17 protein-coding genes and 6 pseudogenes are annotated in these 23,100 nt (G+C 67.5%); 13 read left to right on the top strand and 10 right to left on the bottom strand.

Annotation, left to right across the window (positions count from 1 at the left end):
• A partial coding sequence (locus tag KCH48_RS05300; RefSeq protein ID WP_282615098.1) for an alpha/beta hydrolase occupies positions 1-215 on the top strand: 215 nt, incomplete at its 5' end.
• Positions 216-928: 713 nt separating this feature from the next.
• On the opposite strand, the gene KCH48_RS05295 is transcribed toward KCH48_RS05300, so the two are convergent.
• The gene (locus tag KCH48_RS05295; protein ID WP_210570825.1) at positions 929-1,972 is read right to left on the bottom strand and encodes an alpha/beta hydrolase; all 1,044 of its coding nucleotides are present in this window, start codon (positions 1,970-1,972) and stop codon (positions 929-931) included.
• A gap of 274 nt (positions 1,973-2,246) precedes the next feature.
• The gene (locus tag KCH48_RS05290) at positions 2,247-3,131 is read right to left on the bottom strand and encodes an aldo/keto reductase family oxidoreductase (protein ID WP_282615097.1); all 885 of its coding nucleotides are present in this window, start codon (positions 3,129-3,131) and stop codon (positions 2,247-2,249) included.
• A 93-nt stretch (positions 3,132-3,224) separates the two neighbouring features.
• Between KCH48_RS05290 and KCH48_RS05285 the strand changes: the two genes are divergently transcribed.
• From KCH48_RS05285 to KCH48_RS05275, 3 genes are all read left to right on the top strand, one after another.
• A complete protein-coding gene (locus KCH48_RS05285) occupies positions 3,225-4,088 on the top strand; it encodes a LysR family transcriptional regulator (protein WP_210570823.1) in 864 nt (287 codons plus the stop codon).
• A gap of 251 nt (positions 4,089-4,339) precedes the next feature.
• The gene (locus tag KCH48_RS42025) at positions 4,340-5,326 is read left to right on the top strand and encodes a helix-turn-helix domain-containing protein (protein ID WP_246884725.1); all 987 of its coding nucleotides are present in this window, start codon (positions 4,340-4,342) and stop codon (positions 5,324-5,326) included.
• A gap of 351 nt (positions 5,327-5,677) precedes the next feature.
• Positions 5,678-5,950 (top strand): transposase, encoded by a 273-nt coding sequence (locus tag KCH48_RS05275; protein ID WP_374104647.1) that lies wholly within the window; start codon positions 5,678-5,680, stop codon positions 5,948-5,950.
• A 209-nt stretch (positions 5,951-6,159) separates the two neighbouring features.
• On the opposite strand, the gene KCH48_RS05270 is transcribed toward KCH48_RS05275, so the two are convergent.
• Complete coding sequence (locus KCH48_RS05270) at positions 6,160-9,501, bottom strand: S8 family serine peptidase (RefSeq protein ID WP_307840807.1); 3,342 nt, start codon at positions 9,499-9,501, stop codon at positions 6,160-6,162.
• A 503-nt stretch (positions 9,502-10,004) separates the two neighbouring features.
• On the opposite strand from KCH48_RS05270, the pseudogene KCH48_RS05265 reads away from it, so the two are divergent.
• A pseudogene (locus KCH48_RS05265) lies at positions 10,005-10,115 on the top strand (response regulator transcription factor); the annotation flags it as partial.
• Between the two features lie 19 nt (positions 10,116-10,134).
• Here KCH48_RS05265 and KCH48_RS05260 read toward each other — a convergent pair.
• Positions 10,135-10,864, bottom strand: a pseudogene (locus tag KCH48_RS05260) (transposase family protein).
• An 88-nt stretch (positions 10,865-10,952) separates the two neighbouring features.
• On the opposite strand from KCH48_RS05260, the gene KCH48_RS05255 reads away from it, so the two are divergent.
• Positions 10,953-11,183, top strand: a complete 231-nt coding sequence (locus KCH48_RS05255; protein ID WP_374104654.1) for a transposase — start codon at positions 10,953-10,955, stop codon at positions 11,181-11,183.
• Between the two features lie 414 nt (positions 11,184-11,597).
• On the top strand, positions 11,598-12,581 hold the full coding sequence (locus tag KCH48_RS05245; RefSeq protein ID WP_210570818.1) for a helix-turn-helix domain-containing protein: 984 nt from the start codon (positions 11,598-11,600) through the stop codon (positions 12,579-12,581).
• Between the two features lie 112 nt (positions 12,582-12,693).
• Here KCH48_RS05245 and KCH48_RS05240 read toward each other — a convergent pair whose 3' ends face one another.
• Entirely contained in the window at positions 12,694-12,972 is a 279-nt protein-coding gene (locus tag KCH48_RS05240) for a MarR family winged helix-turn-helix transcriptional regulator (RefSeq protein ID WP_210570816.1), read from the bottom strand.
• Positions 12,973-13,079: 107 nt separating this feature from the next.
• Here KCH48_RS05240 and KCH48_RS05235 point away from each other — a divergent pair, with 107 nt between their 5' ends.
• The 3 genes and pseudogenes from KCH48_RS05235 to KCH48_RS05225 all read left to right on the top strand — a co-directional run bounded on the left by KCH48_RS05235 (position 13,080) and on the right by KCH48_RS05225 (position 16,753).
• Positions 13,080-13,841: a transposase family protein gene (locus KCH48_RS05235; protein WP_210570815.1), complete on the top strand. Its 762-nt coding sequence runs from the start codon at positions 13,080-13,082 to the stop codon at positions 13,839-13,841.
• A gap of 438 nt (positions 13,842-14,279) precedes the next feature.
• Positions 14,280-15,812, top strand: a complete 1,533-nt coding sequence (locus KCH48_RS05230) for an alpha/beta hydrolase (RefSeq protein ID WP_210570813.1) — start codon at positions 14,280-14,282, stop codon at positions 15,810-15,812.
• Positions 15,813-15,911: 99 nt separating this feature from the next.
• Positions 15,912-16,753: pseudogene (locus KCH48_RS05225) on the top strand (IS5 family transposase).
• Positions 16,754-16,882: 129 nt separating this feature from the next.
• On the opposite strand, the pseudogene KCH48_RS05220 reads toward KCH48_RS05225, so the two are convergent.
• A pseudogene (locus tag KCH48_RS05220) lies at positions 16,883-17,522 on the bottom strand (SDR family NAD(P)-dependent oxidoreductase).
• A gap of 71 nt (positions 17,523-17,593) precedes the next feature.
• Here KCH48_RS05220 and KCH48_RS05215 point away from each other — a divergent pair.
• The 3 genes and pseudogenes from KCH48_RS05215 to KCH48_RS05210 all read left to right on the top strand — a co-directional run bounded on the left by KCH48_RS05215 (position 17,594) and on the right by KCH48_RS05210 (position 19,214).
• A pseudogene (locus KCH48_RS05215) lies at positions 17,594-18,344 on the top strand (helix-turn-helix transcriptional regulator).
• A 67-nt stretch (positions 18,345-18,411) separates the two neighbouring features.
• Positions 18,412-18,702 (top strand): transposase, encoded by a 291-nt coding sequence (locus tag KCH48_RS43390; protein WP_374104646.1) that lies wholly within the window; start codon positions 18,412-18,414, stop codon positions 18,700-18,702.
• Positions 18,703-18,737: 35 nt separating this feature from the next.
• On the top strand, positions 18,738-19,214 hold the full coding sequence (locus tag KCH48_RS05210; RefSeq protein ID WP_210570811.1) for a hypothetical protein: 477 nt from the start codon (positions 18,738-18,740) through the stop codon (positions 19,212-19,214).
• A gap of 256 nt (positions 19,215-19,470) precedes the next feature.
• Here KCH48_RS05210 and KCH48_RS05205 read toward each other — a convergent pair.
• From KCH48_RS05205 to KCH48_RS05190, 4 genes and pseudogenes are all read right to left on the bottom strand, one after another.
• A pseudogene (locus KCH48_RS05205) lies at positions 19,471-19,870 on the bottom strand (IS701 family transposase); the annotation flags it as partial.
• A gap of 263 nt (positions 19,871-20,133) precedes the next feature.
• On the bottom strand, positions 20,134-21,486 hold the full coding sequence (locus KCH48_RS05200) for an FAD-binding oxidoreductase (RefSeq protein WP_210570809.1): 1,353 nt from the start codon (positions 21,484-21,486) through the stop codon (positions 20,134-20,136).
• Positions 21,487-21,534: 48 nt separating this feature from the next.
• Complete coding sequence (locus KCH48_RS05195) at positions 21,535-22,287, bottom strand: SDR family oxidoreductase (RefSeq protein ID WP_210570807.1); 753 nt, start codon at positions 22,285-22,287, stop codon at positions 21,535-21,537.
• 102 nt (positions 22,288-22,389) lie between these two features.
• Complete coding sequence (locus KCH48_RS05190) at positions 22,390-23,034, bottom strand: isochorismatase family protein (protein ID WP_210570800.1); 645 nt, start codon at positions 23,032-23,034, stop codon at positions 22,390-22,392.
• Positions 23,035-23,100: the final 66 nt, after the last annotated feature.

Here is a 23,100-nt window from a genome sequence, read left to right as displayed (position 1 = left end):
CAACCCTTCCCATTCCCGTACTCGCCGTCGGCGGCGAGCACAGCTCAGGCAGCCGACTCGCCGACAGCCTGGACACGGCCGCGCCGCACCTGACCGGCGCGGTGATCGCGGGCAGTGGCCACTTCGTGCCCGAGGAACGACCCGATGCCTTCGCCCGCGAGCTGCTCCCCTTCCTGGCTCCCCCGCCCCGCCAGGCTGGCGGTGCTCACCGGTAGTCGGACAGTCCCTGCACAACGGCGAAGCTCCTGGTAGACGATTCTTTCGCTCACCTCCGCCACGAGCTTCGCCTGCTTGTCGGCCCGCCCTCGATTGATCAGCCCAGCCGGACTCGCGGTTCCCGGCCGGTCAACTCCCAGTCCAGCGGCCGGAGACTGGGGCAGCTGATGGTGCCTACCCGCGGCATGTCAGGCCCTGCTCGCCCTGGCCCACCCTCAATGCGGTGGTACCTACACGGCAGTTCTCGGTGCGTCCGGGGGCTCGTGCATGAACAACTGTAGGGGTGGTCTGTGGCGCGGGTGTTGGTGGGAGGCTGGTGTATGACTGGGCCTTCGCCGGACGAGCGGTGCCGTCAGCTTTGGTACGAGGCGGACGTCATCGTGATGGCGATGGACGCCGTCGCGGTGGCCCGGTCGGGCAGCAGATCCATGGGACGGTGCGTGTCGATGTCAAAGAGGGTGTTCCTCCAGCAGCGCGCTGATCTGCGCTTCCGTGGCCCGGCACTGTTCGTGGACGGCGCCGAGCGAGCGGGCCAGGGCCGATGCGCATGGACAACGCAGTTACCTGACCTGACTGGTTCTCAGTTTCTGCAAGGCCAGCACCCCCTCGACCGCCCGCTTACGCTGCTGTCCTTGTCGACACAGCCGACGTAGAAGTGGAGGCTGGGCGAACTCCTGTTACCCAGCCTTGCTGGGAGCCGTGCCACGTCCTGTCAGAGCTTGCGGGACAGCCACGTGTCGATGGTGTTGGTGGTGCTGTCGGCGTTGCGCTGGAGGGCCAGGTTGTGGCCGGCTCCGGGAATGGCCTTCACGTCGACGTCAGGGCTGGCCGTGTAGGCGGCCGTCTCCGCTTTGAGGGTCTTGTCCAGGTCAGAGGGGTCGAAGTACAGGCCATCGTGCTGGCCCACGAGCGACAGGAGGGGAACGTCGACGCTCTTGCCGTACGCGTCGTTGCTCTGCTCGTCTCCGAAGGAAGTGAATTCTCCGATGGTGGCGGTCTGCTTGGCCGCATCGTCGGCCTTGACGGTGCTCAGGTCGGCGTTGAACGGCCAGTAGAGCAGCTGGCGCATGCCGTCCCGGGTGGTGAGGGAGCCGTCCGGTATCGCACGGTCGGTGAAGGCGGCGTCTTCGGCGGCGGGGTGCATCGCAGCATTGAACAGCAGCTGACCGGCGCCGGCGTGGTGCATGAATCCCGTGACGACGACAGCGTCGACGTCACGGTAGGTCGCGGCTTCCTGGATGGCGACCACGCTGCCCATGGAGTGGCCGACCAGCGCGACCGGCAGCCCCTTATGGGCGGCCTTCAGCTTGGTGACCAGTTGGTGGATGGTGGCGGAGTGAGTCGTGCCGTTCAGCTCGTCCGCGGCCGGTCTGCTGGAGTTGCCAGTTCCCAGGCGGTCCACGGCGACGGTGATCCAGCCGTCCTCAGCCGCCTCGCGGGCCTGCGAGATCCTGCCGCGGTCTGTCACGAGATCGAAATACCTGTGGTCATAGGTGACGCCCGGGATCATCACCTGGATGCCCCGCACGCGGGCGCGGGTCGGCCGGTATTCCACGGCACTCACCGTCTGGTCAGCCGGTCCGCTGCCGGTGAGTGAGACCTTTTCGGTGATCGTGTGGCGGGTGACGCCCGATGCCCGCTCGGAGGCGGCCGACGCATTTTGGGGCGCGACCGTGACGGCGGTGACGAGCAGCGCGGCGGACACCGCGCCCACGGTGAAAAGGGCCACTGGGTTTCGGGGCTTGGTCGAGGACATGGAGAATCCTTGCTGTCTGGTCGTCGTGGACTGTTCCGTGGCCTGGGCTCACCACTGGGCGGTCGGCATGCTCGTGGACGCCGGTACCTTCATTTGCCCTCAAGAAGGCGGTCGAGATCCAAACCACGCGAGGAAAGGGCGGAGTGGTGGCGTGCGCTGACCATGCCGGCCGGGACGCGCAACGAAGTCACTGCCGTCCCGGCCGGCATGGCGTTTCGCGGCTCCTGCTCTGGATCCGCGGCTCGACCTCACCGGGCGGACGCCCCGGGCAGGTTCAGCGGCCGATCTTGTCCAGCTCGGCGAGTTCCTCCTGGGAGAGAGAGAGTCCCGCGCCGGTGACGTTCTCGCGCAGGTGGGCCACCGACGAAGTGCCGGGAATGAGCAGAATGTTCGGTGACCGCTGCAGCAGCCAGGCCAGGGCGACCGACATCGGCGTCGCATCCAGCCGGGCGGAGACCGCGGTCAGCGCCGCGGACTGCAGCGGGGTGAAGCCGCCAAGCGGGAAGAACGGAACGTAGGCGATGCCCTTGGCGGCAAGGTCGTCGATCAGTTCGTCATCCTGACGGTAGGCGAGGTTGTACATGTTCTGCACGCACACGATCGGCGCGATCGCCTGCGCCTCGGCGACCTGCTCCGCCGTCGTGTTGCTCACTCCCAGGTGCCGGATCAGGCCCTCCTGTTGGAGTTCGACGAGGGTCTCGAAGGGCTCGGCGAGCGAGCCGGGCCGGGGGCCTTGGGCGTCGCCGAGCCGGAGATTGACCACGTCGAGAGCGTCGACTCCGAGGTCCTCAAGGTTCTCGTGTACGGCGCGGCGCAAGTCCTCGGGCCGCCGGGCAGGGGGCCAGCCGCCCTGCTTATCGCGGACCGCGCCGACCTTCGTCACGATGTGAAGTGATGCGGCGTAGGGGTGCAGCGCTTCGCGGATCAGCTGGTTGGTGACGCGTGGTCCGTAGGCGCCGGAGGTGTCGATGTGGGTGACGCCCAGGGCGGCGGCCTCACGCAGGACGGCGAGCGCGCCGTCGTGATCGGCGGGCATGCCCATGACGCCGGGGCCGGCGAGCTGCATAGCGCCGTACCCGAAGCGGTTGACGGTCAGGTCGCCCAGGGTCCAGGTGCCGCCGGGCAGTGACGGGGAGGGTGTGTTCGTGGTCTCGCTCATGCCGTCGATGGTCACTCCCGGACAGGCATCGCATCCAATACCGATTCAGTGCACTGTGATACCCAGTGGGTATCACCGAGGTATGCTGGGGTCATGGACACGTTGGAGACACGCGAGCTGAGGTACTTTCTGGCCGTCGCCGAGGAACTGCACTTCGGCCGTGCCGCCAAGCGCCTTGGCATGGCGCAGCCGCCGCTGTCCCGGGCGATTCAGCAGCTCGAGCGGCGCCTTGGCGTCCCCCTACTGCAGCGCAACCGCCGCGGCGTCGCCTTGACCGACGCCGGAGAGATGCTGCTGCACGAGGGCCGCGCTGCCCTCGCCGCGACCACCGCCGCCGTCCGCCGCACCCGCCGCGCCGGCGGCGCCGACCGTCCGGGCAGCTCCCGCAACCGCCTGGTACTGGCGGTGAAGGCCGGCTCATCCCACGAACTGTTGCACAAGCTCCTCGACGCCTACGCGGCCGAGCCCGACGCCGCCGAGATCGAGGTACTGCCGAGCGGCACGTGCGAGCAGGGCGAGATGCTGCGTGACGGGCGCGCCGATGTGGCGCTCATGCACGCGCCGTTCAACTCCCTCACCGGGTTCGACAGCGAGGAACTGATGACCGAAGGGCAGATCGCCATCTTGCCCGCCGGGCACCCCCTCGCCACGCACAGGACACTGTCCCTCGCCGACATTGACAACATCCCCGATCTTCCGCTCGCCCGCTGGGCCCACGACGGTGCCTACCCACCCGGCCCGGGCCCCGAGATCCGCGACCAGACGCAGCTGGCCCAGCTGATCGCCCTCGGTCGCACCGCGGCCGTCTTCCCCGACTCCGCCCGCTCCTGGCTGTGGGCCGAGCACACCGCCGTCCCCCTGACCGACGCGCCCCCCGTCATCACACACCTCGCCTGGCCCGCGCACAGCCGCTCCCTCGCCCTCGCGGGGCTGATCCGCACAGCCACCCGGCTATGACCGGCCTCGGAGAACGTCGGATGACTCATCACAGCGTCCCCCTTTTGCCTTCATGGGACTGTGAAAATTCAATGGCCCTGTTCGGCAGTCGGCAGCGCACCAGGCAGTGGACGCCTTGCCGAACCGTACGAAACGGTGTTCACGGCATTAGGATCGGCACGGCAGGCACTTGAACCGCAGCGGTGTTCGCACAGAACATATGCGCCACAAGAAAGCGTTGGAACAGCGAACATCGGGTGGATCGACCGAAGATGAACAGCACTGGATCGGAGACCGACGGGTCGCGCGGGGTGTTCGCCGTGGACTCCACGGTCCCGAGCGCCGTACCGCGAGGGTTCGATGCCTTCCGTCGCGGATGGCAGACGCAGATCGGCGATGTCTTCCCCCTGCCGGCCTTCAGCCCGGCCACGATCGCCGACTTCCGGCTCAAGGGATCCGTCGCCCGGGTGCGCGACGTGGTGATCGCTGATCTCCACATGGCGTCGGCCACCCGGATCGCGGACCCATCGGTCGGCGATCAGGATCTGGTGGCGATCCACGTATTGCGGCGCGGGGCATGGACGTTGGGCGGCCTGCCCGATCGCGACGAGCACACCGTATCGGCCGGACGGTTCCTTTTCCGGCACTTTGGGCGGCGAATGCCCTTCGAGACGGCGCCGCACACCACGGCGCAGTTCCTTTTCCTGCCCTCCGCGACGCTCAGATCCCTGCTCGGGAACCGGACTGTCATCGGGTCGGTGGACTCGGCTGAGATGCGCCTGCTGACGGCCCACACGCACATGATCCAGCAGACGGCCACCGACCTCGGCCCGGCCGGTGTGCACGCCGCCCACAGCACCCTGATCGAACTGGCCAAGGCGGTGGCGCTGCGCCGCTTCGACGACGTGGAACCACAGTTGGCTCCCGCACTCACCCGGGCCGCGAAGGACCTCGCCAACAGCCACCTCGCCGATCCCGAGCTGTCCCCGACGATGCTGGCGCGCGAGCTCAACGTCTCCGTACGCACCCTGCAACGGGCATTCGCCACGGTAGGAGAGTCGGTGACCACCTACATCCGCCACCGGCGGCTGGAAGAAGCCCGGCTCACCCTCACATCGCCGTCCGGCCGGTGGAGCGTCTCGGAACTCGCCGCCCACTGGCACTTCGTCGACAGCAGCCACTTCATCCGCGCCTTCAAGAAACACTACGGCCAAACGCCCACCGAATATGCCCGCTCGACCAGATCGGCCGCACGCTGAACCGACCTGAAGCAGGGGCCGACGCATGAACAGACCGATGGCGCCGGGAAGTTGACCGCACTGTATTTACCAAATGTCACCAGCCCGCAGAACACCACGAGTTAAGGACCAGCACACTCGAAGACGATCATGAACGAAAGCCCCGCCCGCTTCTTCGGACAGTCAACGTACTACGGAGCGGCTTTGCATCATGGTCACCATGAGTCAACGAGACCGCTCCCGTCCCCTGGCTGTGCAACACAACTTCAGCGACGATGAAATCGAGCACGAACTCAAAGAGCTCGTAACAAGATCTTGCTGAAGTGCCCTGGCAGGGCGTGACTGTTGTGACGATTCGGCCGTTCGAGTGGTGTGACGACTCGGCCGTGGATCGTGGACGACGACTTGTGGGCACTGATCGAACCTCTACTGCGGCCCTGGCCCAAACGGTCGCCGGGTCCGAAGCCCGTGGACGACCGGCTGTGCCTGCAGGGCATCCTGTACGTCCTGCACCAGGACATCGCCTGGCAACTCCTGCCCCTGGAGCTGGGGTTCGGGTCCGGACAACCTGCTGGAGCCCTTTGGACCGCTGGCAACAGGCCGGCGTCTTCGACCAGCTGCATCGCATCCTGCTCGCCAAGTTGAACGCTGCCGGCACCGAAACCGGTGCCTTCACCGGGCTCTCCTCCGCCAGCACCGAACGGCATCGCGACCTCCTCGATCAACAACAAGCCGCCCGCTGCCTGCCCCTACCCCGTCGCGATCTCCGGATGGCCCGCCGGAAGCTCTGCTTCCGGCGGGCCATTCGTGCGTGTCAGCGTTCAGGGAACCTGTCGGTGATCCACCGGATCAGGTCACTTCCCGTAGTACGCGTTGTAGATCGAGATCGTCGACTTGTTGCCCTTCTTGTCGGCGATCTTGGCGTGGAACGAGATCCCCTTGCCCTTGGCGGGGTTTGTGACCGCGATCTTGCCGTTCTTGACGGTGACCTTCTTCCAGGTCTGGCCGTAGTCGTACGACACGTACACCGCCAGGGACTTCAGGTTGCTGCCCGCTGCCGAGCCCTGGATGGTCACCGGGACGGAGACCTTCTTGTTGGCCGGGGCCCTGCTGTCCAGGCTGACGGCCGCGTCGAAGCGGATCGAGGACGCGGGCAGCTTGGCCAGGTCGGCCTTCTTGGAGCGGAAGGTCCAGCTGGCGTCGACGCGGGTGGAGGCCGCGGCGACCTTGACGCTGCGCTTGACCGAGGTGGTCAGCTTGTACGCGGCGTCGCCGGCCGGGACCTCGAAGATGCCCGCCCCTTCCAGTGGGTCGCTGTTCGAGCCGACCTTGGCGCCGTTGCGGTAGAGGGTCGTGGTGGCCGACGAGTAGAGCGAGGAGCCGACGTGGGTCTGTCCGTCGGCGAACAGCGGCAGGGAGCCGTAGATGCCGTTGCCCTCGCGGTAGATGCCGAGGTCTGAACCGATGCGCGGGCCGAAGACCCCCGCGTTGAAGGTCTTCTTGTAGCTCTTGCCGGCCTTGAAGGTCTGCGGAGTGCCGAGCATGTATTCGGCCTCGACGATCGGGAAGCCGTTCTCGTCGAGCCCGCCGTGCTGCTGGAAGTCGAGCTTCCACTTCGCCCCGCCCGCGGTGGACAGGTGCAGCGTACGCGTGCCGGGCAGCGTCTGCTGGATCCCGATCGGAAAATAGAGTGGACTGCCGGGCAGTTTGCCCTCGGCGAAGATCGCGCCCTTCTTGCCGCTCGACGAGGCGCCCAGACCGGTCTTCACCGTGGCCAGTTCACTCGCCTTGTAGTGCTTGGTGTAACCGGTGGCGAGCTGCTTGACCTTGCCGCCGACGATGATGTCGTACTCCTCGGCGGGCTTGGCCCAGAGACCGACCCATTCCTGGTACAGGGTGCCGTCGGTGATCTGCGGGCCGGCGTGCGCGGTACGGAAGTTGGCGTACGAGTCCAGCCACCAGCCGAACCCGTCCGAGCCGTCCGCCGTGCCGACGGTGTAGCTCGGCCAGCCGGCCCCCGCCTTCGCCGCAGCGTCGGGCACGGTGATGTCCACCGGCTTGGCGGTCCGCGCGTCCACCGTGATCGTGGCCTTCTTGGTGATGCTCAGCTTCGGCTGCGCCACCCAGTCGATACCCTTGGCGTTGTCCTCCGCGTCGACAAAGATTCCCGTGTTGAAGATGTAACCGCCCTTGGGAACACGGACCTTGACGGTGCCGGACTCGTCGTAGGGCCGGTACTCCTTGCCCTGGGCGGGTCCGGATACACCGACCAGGGTGGCGCTGTAGTACTTCGCCGGGTTGCCGTCACGGCCGAGGAACTTCAGCGTGACCTCGTACACCTCCGTCTCGCGCTGTACCGCCGCCGCCGTGCGGACGCTCTGGCCGCCGCCCGTCGCGGTCACGTACGCGGAGTAGGTGCCGTCGAGCGTGCCGCCCAGCCGGGTGTCGGCCGTGAGGTCGGCGGAGGCCGTGCCGCCCGCCGGGACGGTCAGCGTCCTGGTGCCGAGCGTGAAGAAGCCGGCCGGTGCGGCCTGCCCCTTCGGGCCGGTCGCCGTCATGGCGAGGTTCAGCGTGACGTCGGTCGTGCCGAGGTTCTTGTACGTGACCTTCTTGGTCGCCGGGGTGTCGTCGGTGTGCGGCCACTGCTGGATGCCGAAGCTCACCGACGACGGGTCGGCGATCACGGTCTGCTTGATGGCCTTGTCGACCTGGATGCGGCCCGAACCCTGCTGGAACGGCGTGTACGTGCCGCCCTTGGCGGAGCCGGTGAGCGCGCCCTTGAGCTCGGTGTACGTCCAGTCGGGGTGCTGCTGCTTGAGGATGGCCGCGGCGCCCGCGACATGCGGGGTGGCCATCGACGTACCCGAGATGCTCACGTAGCCGGCCGGGTTCTCGCCGACCTCCTGGGCGATGACGCTGCCGGCGGCCGAGGCGGCCGTGGTGTCCACGCCGGGCGCGGTCACGTCGGGCTTGATCTGCCCGTCGAGGCCGGGGCCCGTGCTGGAGAAGTCGGCCAGCTTGTCCGTGTCGTCGACGGCGCCCACGGTGAGCGCGGCCTCCGCACTGCCCGGCGAGCCGACCGTCTGCTCACCCCCGTCGTTGCCCGCGGCGATGGCGAAGAGGATGCCCTTCTCCTTGGACAACTTGTTGACCTGGGCCTCAAGCGGATCGATCTCCGGAGTGTCCACGTCGCCGAGGCTGAGGTTGACGATGTCGGCGCCCTGTTCGGCCGCCCAGTCCATACCGGCGAGGATGCCGGAGTCGTCGCCGTAGCCGTCGTCGTCGAGCACCTTGCCGTTGAGCAGCTTGGCGCCCGGCGCGACGCCCTTGTACTTGCCCGCGGACCCTGCGGGAGACGCAGCGCCCGTACCGGCCGCGATGGACGCGACGTGCGTACCGTGGCCGACCTTGTCGGTCGCGTCGGGGGACGTGGAGAAGTTCTTCTCCCCGACCACCTGCTCCTTGAGGTCCGGGTGGGTCGCGTCGACCCCGGTGTCGAGGACGGCGATCTTGACGCCCTTGCCGTCGTACCCGGCGGACCACGCCTTGTCGGCGCCGATCCGCGGAACGGACTTGTCGAGGCTGGCCTTGCGGACTCCGTCGAGCCACACATGGGCGATGCCGGAGGCGGTCCTCGCGCCGCCGGACCGCGTGTCGGTGACCGCGGCCCACAGGTCGGGCGCGTCCCCCCTGGGCGTCAGTACGGCGTCCGCATTCAGCGACGTGAGGGTCCTGCGGACCTTGGTGTCACCTGCGTCACGGACGTCGGCCTTCGCCGCGGCGGCCGTGCCGCGGTAGCCGACGATCAGCTTGAGGCCCTGCTTCTGGGCCTTGCGGTTGACCGACTTGTTGAGCTCGGTGACGTCGAAGAGCCGCTGGTCGAGCTTGCCGCCGGCTATCAGCCGGGCCGCGTCGGTCGGCACGACGAGGGTGTGCCCATCGGTCTTACGGATCTCGACGGGTATCCCCTCACGGCCCTTGGCCCGCTCCAGGCCGATGACACGGCCCTTGGCGTCGACGACGACACGGTCGCCGGTGATCAGGGTGATGCGGTGCTTGGGCGCGGTCTGCACGGCCGAGGCGCCGGCCGCGTCATTGGCTGCACGCTCGGCCTCCGCCGACGCCGGGCCGGTCATGCCCGCCGCCAGGGCCACGGCTGCCACCGCGGCGATCGTGGCCACGCACGCTCTTTTCACTTGTCTGCGCAAGTCTCCCCCTGGAGGCTGTCTGAGAACTTGTTGTCTTCCGGGTGTAATCGCTGGGTTCCTGCTGGTCAGGCGTAAATCTGCTGCCGACCGCTTCGCCATCGACGCGGTGTTCCTCATGTCGGCTCGTAAGGGCAAGGGTTGGCTTTCGCCCGCCCGCTCGGACCTCCCCTTCGCTTGTGGCGTGATGATGGCCCGTCGTGCCCTTGAGCTTGACCAACTCGGCTCAGCACCCCCGCGTCACCGCAGACGCACCCGAGGCTGGGGACCGCCATCGGTCACAGGCCGGAGCGGTGACTGACGACGGACGCGTGCGGGAGGGGAAACCGTCCTGGCCGCGGCGGGGGCACGTTCATCAACGGACATCGGTGGCAGGGCCTTTCAGTAGTGGCGAAGAGACTCGGCCAGCGTGCCGGGACCTCGTTGACGGGATGCTGATCCAACCTGACCGGACGATCAGGAAGGCGGGCCGGCGCTGTGCGAGGCTGCACCGCATGCGCATCCTGGTGGTCGAAGACGAGGTGGACCTTGCCCACACCCTGCACACCGGTCTGACCGCCGAGGGCTACAGCGTCGACCTCGCCGATGACGGCCGGCAGGGACTGTGAGCCATTTCCATCTTGATCAGGTGGCGAGTTCGAGGGCGACGACGGCTCGGACGACGGCGGTGATCCGGGTGGTGCTGCAGCGGAGCTTCCGCAGGAGCCGCCAGCATTTGAGGGTGGCCATGGCACGTTCGCCGAGGCTGCGGATCTTGGCCTGATCGCGGTTGTGACGTCGCCGCCAGCCGCGTAGACCCTTGCCCCGGAACGGGACGCGGACAGCAGGACCTGCGCCCTGATATGCCTTGTCCGCCCAGCACTTGATGTCGTCGGCGGCGAGAGCGGCGGGAATGCCGTGGGTCCGGGCCGCGGTCAGATCGTGCACGGCCCCGGGCAGCGCGTCCGAGGCCCAGATCAGGCGTCCGGCGGGATCGGCGAGGACCTGCACGTTCATTCCGTGGTGTTTCTTGTTCCCCGAGTAGTAACGGCTGGTCGGCAGCGATGCGATCGGTCGGCAGCACCGTGCCGTCGAGGATCACGTACGCCTTCTTCTGCACGGTCGCCATGGCCTGTTCCAGAGTGGGCGCCCGAGCGGCCAGGAGGTCGACGGCCTCGTGTATGTACCGGTAGACCGTCGCGATCCCGACGCGGAAGCCTGCGAGACGGGCGTAGGTGTCGCCGCAGCGAAGGTGTGCCAGGACGAGCAGGGCCTGCCGGCCACAGGTCAGGCGACGCCACCGGGAGCCGATTTGCTGGCGGTGGCTTGCGAGGAGGCAGGAGAGGTGGCGCAGGGTGCGGCTGGACAGATCGATGCCGACGGGTAGATAAGCACGCGAAAGCTCCTCGCGGGCTGGTGATCTTGGTCGTGAACCCGTCTACCAGGGGCTTTCTTCATGTCCGCTGCCGGGTCGCCCGCCCAACCTCCCGTCAGGACGGAAACAGCTCCATGTTGTCAAAAGGCGCTGGGTTGTCGAACGAAGTATTGGTTGGATCATGCTGCACCGGCGCCTTGCCCGAGACTACGAGACCCTGCCCGCCAGCTCCGAGGCCATGATCTACGTGGCCTCGATCGACAACCTCACCAAGCGCATAACGGACGAGACGACACCGACCTGGCGAGGAACTTACTAGGAGATAAAGGGCAATCTACCTAGATCAAACGCCCTCTCAGAGGGTGTTTATGCAGGTCAAGCCCTATATGCGGCTCTCGTTCCTGCCCTGCTTTGAGGGCTTTCATCCCCTAGGCGGCGAATGACGTTCTCCAGGGTGGGGGCTCGGCCATCCGTCTCGTTCGCCTCTGTGCCAGGAAGTCCGTCTGGTTTGAAATTGCCACGGAATCGCCTGATGAAAAGCGAAACCGAGCCCTCCGCCTCGCCCATGATCACGCTACGCCGTGAGCGAGCGCAAGCCGTACCCCAGTGACCTGTCCGACGCCCGATGGGCCCTGAAGTGTTGCCGAGGGCAGGAACAGCCGTGCGAGGAAAGCGTGTACTTTTGCGACACCAGATGGGATTCCGGCGACATCTTCATCGGCGCGGAGGACACATGAGCAGCAGGCCGCGTTTCCTTGGTCCGGGCGACAGGACGGGCACGTTCACGGTGGACGCCGACTCCACCGGCACGGGCCGGGGAACGTGGGAGCCGTTCATCGACACGTGGAACGACCGCCTGGGAGACCTGTACCCGCTGCCGGAGTTCAGCGCTTCCACGATCGAGGGCTTCCAGGGGACGATGCGCTCGGTGACCCTGCAGGACACCGCCGTCAACGAGCTCTGGGGCTCTTCCCCCTTGAGCACCCGCGCAGTGGGGCGGCACGAGCACGACGAGATCAGGTTGTACGTCGGGCTGCGCGGCGCGGTGGCCCTGCAGGACCCGCACGATCAGGGCGGTGACGCGTATGTTTCGGCCGGCACCTACTTCATGCACCATGTTGTGACGGAGAACCACTTCCACACCACGCCCGAGATCGGCACCCGCATCTTCATCTTCCCCGGTGATGCCCTGCGGCACCTGGTCGCCGGAAAACCGCGCATCGGCCGGGCCACTTCGCCCGCGGCGCAGGTCCTCATGGCGCACACCAGCATGGTGCAGCGGGTGGTGAGCGGCCTCAGCCCGGCGGGAGCGCATGCGTCCCGCAACGCCATGCTCGAACTGGCCAAGGGGCTGGTCCTGGACCACTTCGACGACCGTGAGCCCGCCTTCACCCCGGCGTTGGCCCAGGCGGCCAAGGACCTGGCCGAAGCCCTGCTCACCGAAGCCGACCTGTCGCCGGCCGCGGTCGCCGCGCATCTGCACGTGTCGGTCCGCACCCTGCAGCGGGCCTTCGCGGGTCTGGACGAGTCGTTCAGTGCCTACATCCGCCGCCGACGCCTGGAGGAAGCGGCCGCGGCGCTGACCGCACCTCGCTCACCGCTCAGCATCTCCGAGGCCGCCGCGCGCTGGCACTTCACCGACAGCAGCCACTTCATCCGTGCCTTCAAGAAGCACTACCAGGCGACACCGGCGCAATTCGCCCGCCCACGGGCCTGACGCCTCGGTCCCCCTCTGCCCCGTGCTGGTTCACCGGCGACTGTCGCGGCCCCGGCATCTCGCCGCGTCCCGTTCCGCTGCGGTCTGCGGGGCTCCCACGCCTGGCGAGTCGCTACGTTCCGCCTTTACGGCGGCGGGACGCGGCCCAGCGAGGTGGCGTCGAGCGCTTGTGGTCGCGTACCGGCGCCAGCAGGCTCGCGAGAGCCTTGACGTCGTCGCGGGGAAGCGGCTCGAACAGCAGGCCGCTGACCACCTCGACGTGACCCGGCAGCACCCTCGCGAGCAGCTCACGTCCGGCGTCGGTGATGGTGACGGTGATGCTCCGCTCGTCGTCGGGCGAGGGAGCGCGGATGACCAGGCCCCTTTTTTCGAGCAGATCTACCTGGATCACCTTCCAACCTGCCCAGGGTGACTCGGAGTTGGACGGGCCTGCGGAACGTCGAAGCTCCTGGTAGACGAGCTGTCGACCAAGATCAACCGTCGTTCCAGGAGCTCCGTGTGCTTGTCTACCCGTCGGCCATCGATCTGTCCACCGTGCACCTGCGTCACCTGAGTCGGGTGCTGGCGGTGCGACGTCGGGAGATAGGCAGTCGGTGGCGGAGGCTGACTCCCCGACGCCAGGCCCTGCTCGCCCTGGCCCATCTGCGGTGTGGCGACACGTATGCGCAGCTCGCGGCCGGGTTCGGCATCGGGATTGCCACCGTGTACCGCTACGTCCGCGAGGCGATCGACGTTCTGGCCGCGCTTGCGCCCACGCTCAACGAGGCAATGGTGATGGCCCGTTCGAAGGCGTACGTGATCCTGGACGGCACCGTGCTGCCGATCAACCGGATCGCCGCCGACCGGCCCTACTACTCCGGTAAGAAGCGGCATCATTGTATGAACGTTCAGGTGCTGACCGATCCGTTCGGACGGCTGCTGTGGGCGTCGCCCGCACTGCCCGGCGCGACACATGACCGGACGGCGGCACGCGAGCACGGAATCATTGACGCCCTTGCCGAGGCCGGCCTCAAGTGCTGGGCCGATAAGGCGTATCAGGGCGCGGCTGGGAACGTTCGAGTCCCGTTCAAGGGGCGACGCCTCAAGCGGTGGCAACGACGCCACAACACCACCCACGCCAAGATCCGCTGCGTCGGTGAGCAGGCCATGGCCACGCTCAAGAGCTGGCGTCTGCTGCGGAAGTTGCGCTGCAGCACCAACCGCATCACCGCGATCGTCAAGGCCGTGCTCACTCTGCACCTCGCAGCCGCGTCAGGATGAAAACACCTCATGGACTCTTTCTGGGCCCGGGTCCAGGTCGAACTACTCAACCGCAGACGGTGGCGAACCCTCCTGGAGTTGTCCACGGCCCTCTTCCAGTACCTGGAAATCTTCCACAACCGATAGCGCAGGCACTTCGCGCTGGGCATGCTCAGCCCGGTGGAGTACGAATTTCGCACCCCGCCGGTAGCGCGAAACCAAGCAACTCGACTCCACCCAAGTCAGGGCAATCTGGAGCCTCCATCAGACCCGGAGCGGTTCATGACCGCCGTCACTACACCGACGATACTTTGTTGTCCATACCGCTGCCTGCCCCACATCCCGGTAGCCAGGGGGTTAGCTTGTCCTGACCATGATTTTTATGGTCGACGTGTGTCATCAAACAATTCCCCTCGCAACGGTCGGCACCGAGGCCACCGTGTGCGCACACTGCCTGCCTTGGTTGCCGCCGCCGCGCTCGGTGTCGGCGCTGTAACCACCATGATCCAGTCGGCCGAGGCCACAGCGACGCATCCATCCACGCTCAAGTGGGGCGCGTGCCCCACGGACGCCCCGGCCCCGCAGCAATGCGCCAGGCTCAAGGTGCCGCTGGACTACAAGGATCCGGAGGGACAAGCGATCGCGATCGAAGTGTCCCGAATCCCTGCAGCCGACCCGAAGAAGCGCAAGGGCGTCCTGATGCTCAACGGCGGGGGCCCCAGCTCCAGCCTGGACGTTCCTACCGCGATGGGCAGTCTCCTGCCTGAGGCAGTGCGAGACAGCTACGACCTGGTCGCTTTCGACCCTCGCGGCATCGGGCACAGCACTCCGATGAACTGCGGCCGGGACGCCGATGAACTCGTCCGCGATGAGCAGCTGGAGGTACTGTCCTTCCCAGGCGCGGACGGTTCGATCAACGTCAACGTGGCATACGCCAAGCGGATGGCCCACCAGTGCGCAGCCAACTCAGCTGACCTGTTGCCGCACTTGACCACTGCGAACGTCGCCAGGGACATGGACCGGATCCGCAGCGCGCTCGGAGAGCGCTCCGTTTCCTACTACGGCATTTCCTGGGGCACCTACCTGGGTTCGATCTACCGAACGCTGTTTCCCGAGAATGTCGACCGAGTGGTGCTCGACAGTTCGGTCGACCCCAACAAGCGCGGCTACGACGACTTCCGTACATTCAGTGAAGCCATGGAGGACCGCTGGCCCGATCTTGCCCGATTCGCGGTCGCCCACAAGGACACAGTCGGTCTCGGCAGCACGCCCCGTGACGTGCGGCGAAACTACCTTGCCCTGGCGGCCGAGCTCGATCGTCGTCCCGTCTCGCTGCCGGGCACCAAGGCCCCGATCAACGGCAATCTCATACGGTTCTTCACCTGGCAGCTCTCGTACAACGACGCGAGCATGATCGCGACGAAAGAGTCGCCGGTGCCCATGCTGGCCCGGCTGTGGCAGGCCGCAGCCGGCGTCGCAGCAGGAAATCCCAGCGACGCCGACCGTACGTTCCTCACGGAACTGACCAACGACTTCGTCGCCAACGGCACGATGCAGGGAGTTCCGCAAGACAATCTCTATTCAGCGGGCTGGGCGATCAGCTGTGGGGACAAGGCCTGGCCACGCACTATCAGGACTTATGCTCACAACACCGCTGTCGACCGGGCGAAGTTCCCACTCACGGCGGGTGCTCCGGCCAACATCACGCCCTGTTCGGCCTGGGCCTCGCAACCAACCGGCCCGGAGCCGAAGGTCAAACCCATTGGAAAGCGCAATGTACTGATTCTGCAGAATCGACGCGACCCGGCCACTCCGCTCAGTGGCGCTCGTGGCATGCGCCAGGCAATGGGTGGCGATGCAGTCTTGGTAGACGTCGATGCAGGGGGCCACGGAGTGCTGGTTCATCCTGAGCCGAGTGGCTGCGCTATAGGCGCCTTGGACGCCTTCTTTGTCTCGGGTGGACTGCCGCGTGGCGACATGTCCTGCACGTAAGAGCTCGCGCAGATAGGCGGCATGGGGAGCCCCGGCATCGAGGCAGGCCAGGTCCCGGTGATCATGGAGTTGCCACGCTCTGTGACCACTGGGAGACCTGTGCCCGTTCTTCCTTCATGGCTGACCGACCCGCTGTGGTACCAATTCGCGGCGTTGTTGCCCAAGCACCCTACGATCGATCCGTCCCATCCGTTGGGTTGCCACCGCCGCCGTATCAGCGCCCGGATCGTGTTCGACAAGTTGCTGCAGCTCCTGCGGTTCGGCTGCTCCTACCAGGCGATCTCCGAGACGACCTGCTCGGCGACCACCATCCGCAACCGCCGCGATGAGTGGATACGACTCGGCGTCTTCGCCCGGCTCAAACGGATCGCGCCTGAGTCCTACGACCGGATTGTCGGGCTCGTGCTCGACCAGATCGCTGTCGATGGCGCCATCACCAAGGCCCCCGGCGGCGGTGAGGTGGCCGGGCCCTCACCCGTCGACCGCGGCAAACAGGGCCTGAGACGCTCCGGTATGACGGACGGTTACGGGATCCCGCTCGGCAGGGTTCTCGCCGGAGCGAACCGCCACGACTCCCCGCTATTGGCTCCGACCCTGGACCGGCTGGCGGACCTGGACCGCTGCCCGACGACATCACCGTGCACCTGGATGCCGGCTACGACTCGGACAAGACCCGCACCGAACTCACCACCCGCGGCCTGCATGGCCGCATCGCGCACAAGGGCGAGAAGGCACCGATCCAGGCGAGCCAGCGGTGGCCCGTCGAACGCACCCACGCCTGGCAGAACGCCTTCCACCGCCTCGCCCGCTGCCACGAGCGCCGCGCGACCGTCATCCACGTCTTCTTCGACCTCGCCGACACCGTCATCGCCGTCCGTAGCCTGATCTGCCGGGCCTGGACGACCCACCGGTGGGACGACCGCCTGAAACACTGCCCATGATCGCGCACCTGTCTGCGCAGCCTCCTTGCGCTGCTGCCAAGCACGCTTCGGCCCGAGGAGGACCGCCGCTGTGGGAATACGCTTTTGGGGCGTGCGAGTCAGTGCCGTCGCCTGGGATCTCAGCGCCGCTCACCAGGGCACGGGCGTTCCAGAAGCCACCGGTGGGGCCGTCGTCTGGCAGCAGGGCCAGGCGGGCGGCTCCCTGGGCGGCCTCGGCCGGGTCGTCGCCGGCAGCGGCGGCCAGGGGGTTGAGGTCGGTGGCCCGTATGCCGGGGGCGAGCGCGTTGACCTTGAAGCCGTCCTCGGCCAGCGTCTGGGCGTAAATGACGGTGAGGGCGTTGAGGGCGGCCTTGGACGACCGGTAGGCGGCGGCGCCACCGCTTCCCGGGGTGAACTGGGGGTTGGGGTTCGTGCTCCAGGTCAGCGATGCGGTGCCGCTGGAGATGTTGACGATGCGCGGATGCGGGGACCGGCGCAGGGCGGGCAGGAAGGCATTGGTCACCGCCACCACCCCGAAGACGTTGGTCTCGTATGTGCGCCGGAACTCCTCGACGCTCGTGTCGGTCGGCGGGGCGAGTGACGGTCAAGATCTGTCACGTCGAGGACCAGCAGGCGGGCGCCTGCGCCGATCTCCTCGACGGCTCGCTGTCCGAGCCCGCGGTCGCGAGAGCCCACGTACACGGTGAGGCCCTCGGCGGCGAGGAGCCGGGGCGATGTGCTTGCCGATGCCCTTGTTGGCACCGGTGACAAGAGCTGTGCGATCGTTCATGGGAACTACCGTTCCCTGGCTGTGGGCGCCCTGCCAGGGACAACCTGTACCAGGCAGTGGGAGGAAGCGGCATGGCACGGCAGGAGCTGGCCCGCTTCCTGCGGGACCGCCGGGCGGGCCTGCGTCCACACGAGATCGGCCTGACGGCGACAGGCACCGATCGCCGGACACCGGGCCTGCGCCGCGAAGAGGTGGCGGAACTCGCCCACATGTCGGTCGACTACTACACACGGCTGGAGCAGGCCCGGGGCCCGCGGCCGTCCACTCGGATCCTGGACGCGTTGTCCCAGGCACTACGGCTCACGCCGGCCGAGCGCAGCCACCTGTTCCGCCTGGCGGGATCGAGCGCGCCGCCCGGCATCAGCGCCGTGCGGTGGGTACGCCCCATGTGGCCCGGATGCTGGAGCGGTTGCCGGAGACCGGTGCCATCGTCACTGACGCGGCGTACGACGTCGTCGCCTGGAACCCCCTGGCCCAGGCACTGCTCGGCGGCGATCTCGGAGGCGGGAGGACGAACCTGGCCCGGCGCCGCTTCCTTGGCCAGGGGCGGATGTACGAGAGCTCCATGACCCGCAGCTGACCGCTCTGCTGGCCGAACTGCACACCGGCAGCGAGGAGTTCCGACAGATATGGCAAACGCGTCCGGTCCACGCCCCCGGGCACCGCACCAAGATCCTCGATCACCCGGAGACCGGCACGCTGCGGTTGAACTGTGACGTCCTGCTCGTGCCCGAGGATGACCAGGAAGTCGTCCTGATCACGGCTGACCCCGGATCACCTGCCGCGCGGACCCTGCACAGGCTGGCCAGGCAGGCGACCTGAAACACAGGACTGGCACAGATCTCGCCAGTAGTTACAGAGCGTCGCAACTACATGATCACTGGGGCCTGTGCCCACCTACTTTCCACGCCGCCTATCTGCGCGGGCTCTAAGTTTGGTGTTCAACCTCGGCCGTTCGCGTGACCCGCTGACGTCGAAGTACTCGCCTGAGTTCCGGGCGGATGCCGTCGCGCTGTATCACTCGAGCCCGGGTGGGACGTACGCGTCGGCGGCCAAGGACCTGGGCGTTGACCACGAGACGCACTGGGCCGCGTTTGGAGTCGTGATCCCTATCGCGATGTGCTCGTGTTGGTCGATACTCGCGGTATGCAGATGGTGGTCCACCCCGAGTCAGGATTGAGCAAGGCCACTTGGACGGAGCGGGACCTTGACGCGATGTCGTTTGACTCGTGCCAGATCCACGCCCTCGCCGTCACCGACGACGAGGGCCCGCCCGACGACCTGACCCCCGAGGAGTTCCTCGAACAGGACGACATCGATGACACCGCACCGTCGACCCTGCAACTGCACCTCGACCTCGATTACATCGTGCGCCGGGTCGAGCCGCCGTCGCCCTGGCGGGACGTCAAGTTCTGGGTCGCACCGGCCACGCTGGTCTTCGACTGCATGGGGCCGATATCCGGCGACCTGCGCTCCATTCATCTGCCGCTGCAAATGAGGAGGCTGCAACAGGTAGGGCCGACGCTCCCCCGCAGTGAGAGGCGGTGGTACCTGGAAGGCGCCGGCTTCCTCCTGAAGTTCAGCGCCTGGAGTTTCACCCTTCACCTGCGCCAACCGCCGCGATACGGCAGGCGAGTGCTACGGATGGCCGACCGCGGAGGGATCAGCTTCGAACCGCGCTCTTTCACCTAGTACTCCAGTTGCAGTTCGCTATCGCCGTTGGTCAGGAGCCTGTTTCCGAGTGTAGCGAGCTGATGGGCCGTCATGTGACGGGAGTTCGTGACCAGCGGTGCGACGCTTGTAGTGGCAGCGTCTGGCAGTCGCCTGGTGCCTGCGCCGCCACCGGGACCATGTCAGTACCTGATCAATGTGCGCGTGGTGTCCTGCCTTGGGGCGGCAAGTTGCCATGAGCCTTCGGATTTCTGCCAAGGTGAGGGGCGCGAGGGCTGATCCGTTTCTGCGGCCCCCCTTTCCGTTCCGCTCTTGGCGGCCATAGCAGCGAGGAAGGCGTGGGCGAGCATGGCCAGGGTGATGTGCCGGTACCAGCCGACGTACCGTCGGACCTCGTACTGGTCAAGGCCGCATTCGTTCTTCGCGCTCTGGAAACTGGCTTCGATGGCCCAGCGGCTTCCTGCGACCTCGACCAGTTCGCCGACGGAGGTGCCGGTGGGGGCATGGGCCAGGTAGTAGGCGATTTCGTCCAGCCGGGCGATGCTGCGGCGGGCCATGACCCACCTGTGATGGCTGGGCTCGCCGCCGTCAAAGAACGGGACGGCGGGAAGTTGCGCGGCTGCCCAGTCGTAGAGGCGGGGGCCTTTGGCGCCGTCCCCGCACGAGAGCCGCTCCCATAGGTCGGTGTCGCTGTCTCCCCCGTTCATGTCCACCGGGGTGCCTGGCACGTCGTAGGCGAGCTGGGGAATGGCGAGCAGATGCAGTCCGTCCAGGTCGAAGGGCTCCACGCCCCGTTCGCCCGAGGTGGGGATGGACGGGAACTCGGTGAGGTGTGTGCTGGGCATGGTTGTCGGGCCTTCCGCCGGAAGCACGGGTGGTGGGTGCGCTGACCGGGGCGCGGTCGGTGTCGACGCATCGCCCGGGGGCTGCTGTGGGCGGGTCACCTGGGAAGGTCCGCCGACGGCAGGGCGAAGTTGTTGTCGAAGACGTGATGGGGGTCGTAGCGGGACTTGAGGAGCACGAGCCGGTCCAGCACCGCCCGGGGGAAGGCGTCCTGCAACTGCTGTCGTCCGGTGCCCGTTTCGAAGCTCAGGTAGAGCCCGTTCAGGTGCGGGTGAAGCCTTTCCCAGTACCGGTCCAGGTTCCTGCGCCCCGTCGGCACGGTGGCGGCCATCAGCGAGAAGTTCTGCGTGCGGTGCGCGTAGGCCGTCGCTGTCGACGGCGTGTCGTTGACCGCTCCGCCGACGGACCGCAGCTGCACCATGGGCGCGCTTCCGGCCACCAGCACCGACGCGATGGCCGCGGCGGCGGGCTCGGTGAGGTGCTCCAGCAGCCCGGAGCGCGACACTGTGAGCGGCTGCTGCGCGTACTGCGCCGCGTGTGTGGCCGGCAGCAGCTGGTGGTATGGAGTGACGAAGGCCTGGTTCCGCAGCACGGGTCCGGCGGACAGCACGGGTGCGAGCGCCTTGCGCGCCGTCTCGGTGTCCGCCCCCGCGTGCACGGTCATCGCCTGGGCGACAGGCTGTCCAACGGGGCCCACCATGAGAGTCAGGAAGCTGGTGACCGTTCGAGGCGCCGCCTCCACGGCGGCCCCCCACCGGGTCAGGAACGCGGCTGTGTCCCCGGCGTCGAACGTGGTGACCGCGGCGATCACCTCGCCCACCGGCTCGGCCTGGAACTCGAACGCCGTCGCGACGCCGAAGTTGGCTCCCGCGCCACGCACCGCCCAGAACAGGTCCGGGTCGTGTGCGGCGTCGGTCCGCACGAGGGAGCCGTCCGCCAGGACGAGTTCGGCGGCGCGCATGTGGTCGATGGTCAGGCCGTGCAGGCGGGACATGAGGCCGATACCGCCGGTGGTGGCAAGCCCGCCGACCCCGACGTCCCCGGTGTCTCCGGAGGACAGGGCCAGACCGTGGGGCGCGAGCTGGGCGGCGACGTCTCCCCAGCGGGCTCCCGCTTCCACGCGGACCAGACCGGATCGGGCGTCGAGCACCTGCACGGCGCTCAGTTCGGAGAGGTCGAGGACGATGCCGCCGTCGTTGGTGGAGCGGCCGCTGATGCCGTGGCCGCCGCTGCGCACGGTTAGGGGAAGCTGTGCGGTGCGGGCGTGGGCCAGGGCGGCTGCGATGTCCTCGTGATCGCGGACACTTATTACGGCGGCCGGTGATCCGGTGCGGGTGTAGGTGTGCCGCACGTTGTCGTAATCGCTGTCGCCCGGCCGGATCGCGACCGCGGCGAGACTGTCGGGGAGGGGCAGCCGAGAGGTGGAGGGTGAGCTGTCAATGGTGTGCATGGATGCCTCCACGGTCTCCGTTCGGGGACGGGGATCCGCACGTGTCCTTTACTGGGGCGGGGTGGTCCGCACGCCGTGGGCGCGGGTGATCAGGTATTGCAGCGGGGCGTCGGCGTACGGGCCGCTGCGGGCGATGAGCCGGCCCGCGTGCCTGCCGAGGTCCTCGGCGCTGAGCCAGCCGGGGTTGTCCGCGCCGATCGCGGCCCGTGGGCGGGTACGGATGGGGCCGATGATGAGCTCGTACACGCGCGGGCCCGCACCGTTCAGTTCCGCGTCCAGTGAGCGCACCAGCGACTTCTTCGCCGCGTTGGTGGCTCCCACGAGGGCGGCGAACGGATAGGGGATGTCCGCGCTGAAACCGCTCAGGTGCACCAGCGCTCCTTCTCGGGACAGCAGGGGGGTGAGCGCACGCAGCGCGTGGAAATGGCTCGTCAGGTTGGAGGCGATCATTTCCTCCCACTCACGGTCGGAGATGTCGAGGATGCCGGTGCGCTCCGGGCTGCCCCAGTCGCCGATCGAGACGACGGCGCCGTCCAGCGCGCCATAGGGCGACAGCTGCGCGCGCACCTTCTCGCTGTCGGCATCGCCGACATTGATGATCCGGGTGATCAGGGTGCCGGACCCGGCTTCCTTGACGTAGTCGGCGAGACCGGCCAGTCGTTCCTCGCTACGACCGGTGGCCACGACAGTGGCTCCCTGGCGAAGCAGCGCGAGGGTCGTTCCCTCGCCGATGCCACCGCTCGCTCCCGCCACCAGAACGGTCCGCCCGGACAGCAGCCGGTCCTCCTGTACGTCGCTCATGAGGCGCTTTCCTCTCTGCGTGGCGGGCCGAGACCCGCTATGGGGTGGGTATGGATGGGTGCGGTGACTGGCCGGTACTCGCGGGTGCTCGCGTCGACGGCCTCAGGCGGCTGCGGCGGCGCGCTTGCCCAGTTCGACGGCGTTGCCGAAGGAGCGTGCGCTCATGGCCATGGCCGGCACGTTCTCCTGCATCAGGCGCAAGCGGTGCGGGGCGTCGTGGAACTTGGGGTCGAGCTGGAACTCGGCGGCCAGGGAGAACCAGGTCACCGGGACGACACCGGCCTGGACCATGCGCTGCACCGCCGCGTTGTGGGCCTCGAGCGAGGGGCTGGCGGAGGCGTCGACCGCCACGTGCACGCGGTAGCCCTCGCGCAGGCCGCCCAGCACCGTCTGCAGCACGCACCCGTCGGTGGCGATGCCGCCGATCACCAGGTTCTCCCGGCCCTCCGCCCGGACCGCCTCGGCGAACGACTCGTCCAAGAAGGAGTTGAAGTCGACCGCGCGCTCGATGACCGGTTGGTCGCCGATGGCCTCCAGCAGCTCCGGGTAGAGCGGGCCGGACGGCTTGCTCGACTGGCCGTTGGTCACGACCAGACCGCTTTCGTACCACTTCGCCGTCTTCGCCAGGCCCACGACGTTGTTGACGTGCTCCGCCAGGTCATGGGAACGCAGCAGATTCGCGAAACCTACGGCGTAGTCGACGAGAACGACGGTGGTGTTGGCCGGAGTGAGGGACTCAGATGCCATGACTGGCCTTCTTTCTCTTGTGGTGAACGGCAGCGACGGTACGGCCGCCGAAAAGACCGAGCGAGT

It is taken from the genome of Streptomyces sp. GESEQ-4 (genome assembly GCF_017948455.1).
In the GTDB taxonomy this organism is placed as follows: Bacteria; Actinomycetota; Actinomycetes; order Streptomycetales; family Streptomycetaceae; genus Streptomyces.
Note: the sequence above shows the minus strand (reverse complement) of the source record. Positions and strands in the feature narration are given on the sequence as shown.

Excerpts from the sequence above, each read along its gene's own strand:
- KCH48_RS05295 (WP_210570825.1), bottom strand. The coding sequence starts at position 1,972 with ATGTCCTCGACCAAGCCCCGAAACCCAGTGGCCCTTTTCACCGTGGGC.
- KCH48_RS05290 (WP_282615097.1), bottom strand. The coding sequence starts at position 3,131 with ATGAGCGAGACCACGAACACACCCTCCCCGTCACTGCCCGGCGGCACC.
- KCH48_RS05285 (WP_210570823.1), top strand. The coding sequence starts at position 3,225 with ATGGACACGTTGGAGACACGCGAGCTGAGGTACTTTCTGGCCGTCGCC.
- KCH48_RS42025 (WP_246884725.1), top strand. The coding sequence starts at position 4,340 with ATGAACAGCACTGGATCGGAGACCGACGGGTCGCGCGGGGTGTTCGCC.
- KCH48_RS05245 (WP_210570818.1), top strand. The coding sequence starts at position 11,598 with ATGAGCAGCAGGCCGCGTTTCCTTGGTCCGGGCGACAGGACGGGCACG.
- KCH48_RS05210 (WP_210570811.1), top strand. The coding sequence starts at position 18,738 with ATGTCGTTTGACTCGTGCCAGATCCACGCCCTCGCCGTCACCGACGAC.
- KCH48_RS05200 (WP_210570809.1), bottom strand. The coding sequence starts at position 21,486 with ATGCACACCATTGACAGCTCACCCTCCACCTCTCGGCTGCCCCTCCCC.
- KCH48_RS05195 (WP_210570807.1), bottom strand. The coding sequence starts at position 22,287 with ATGAGCGACGTACAGGAGGACCGGCTGCTGTCCGGGCGGACCGTTCTG.
- KCH48_RS05190 (WP_210570800.1), bottom strand. The coding sequence starts at position 23,034 with ATGGCATCTGAGTCCCTCACTCCGGCCAACACCACCGTCGTTCTCGTC.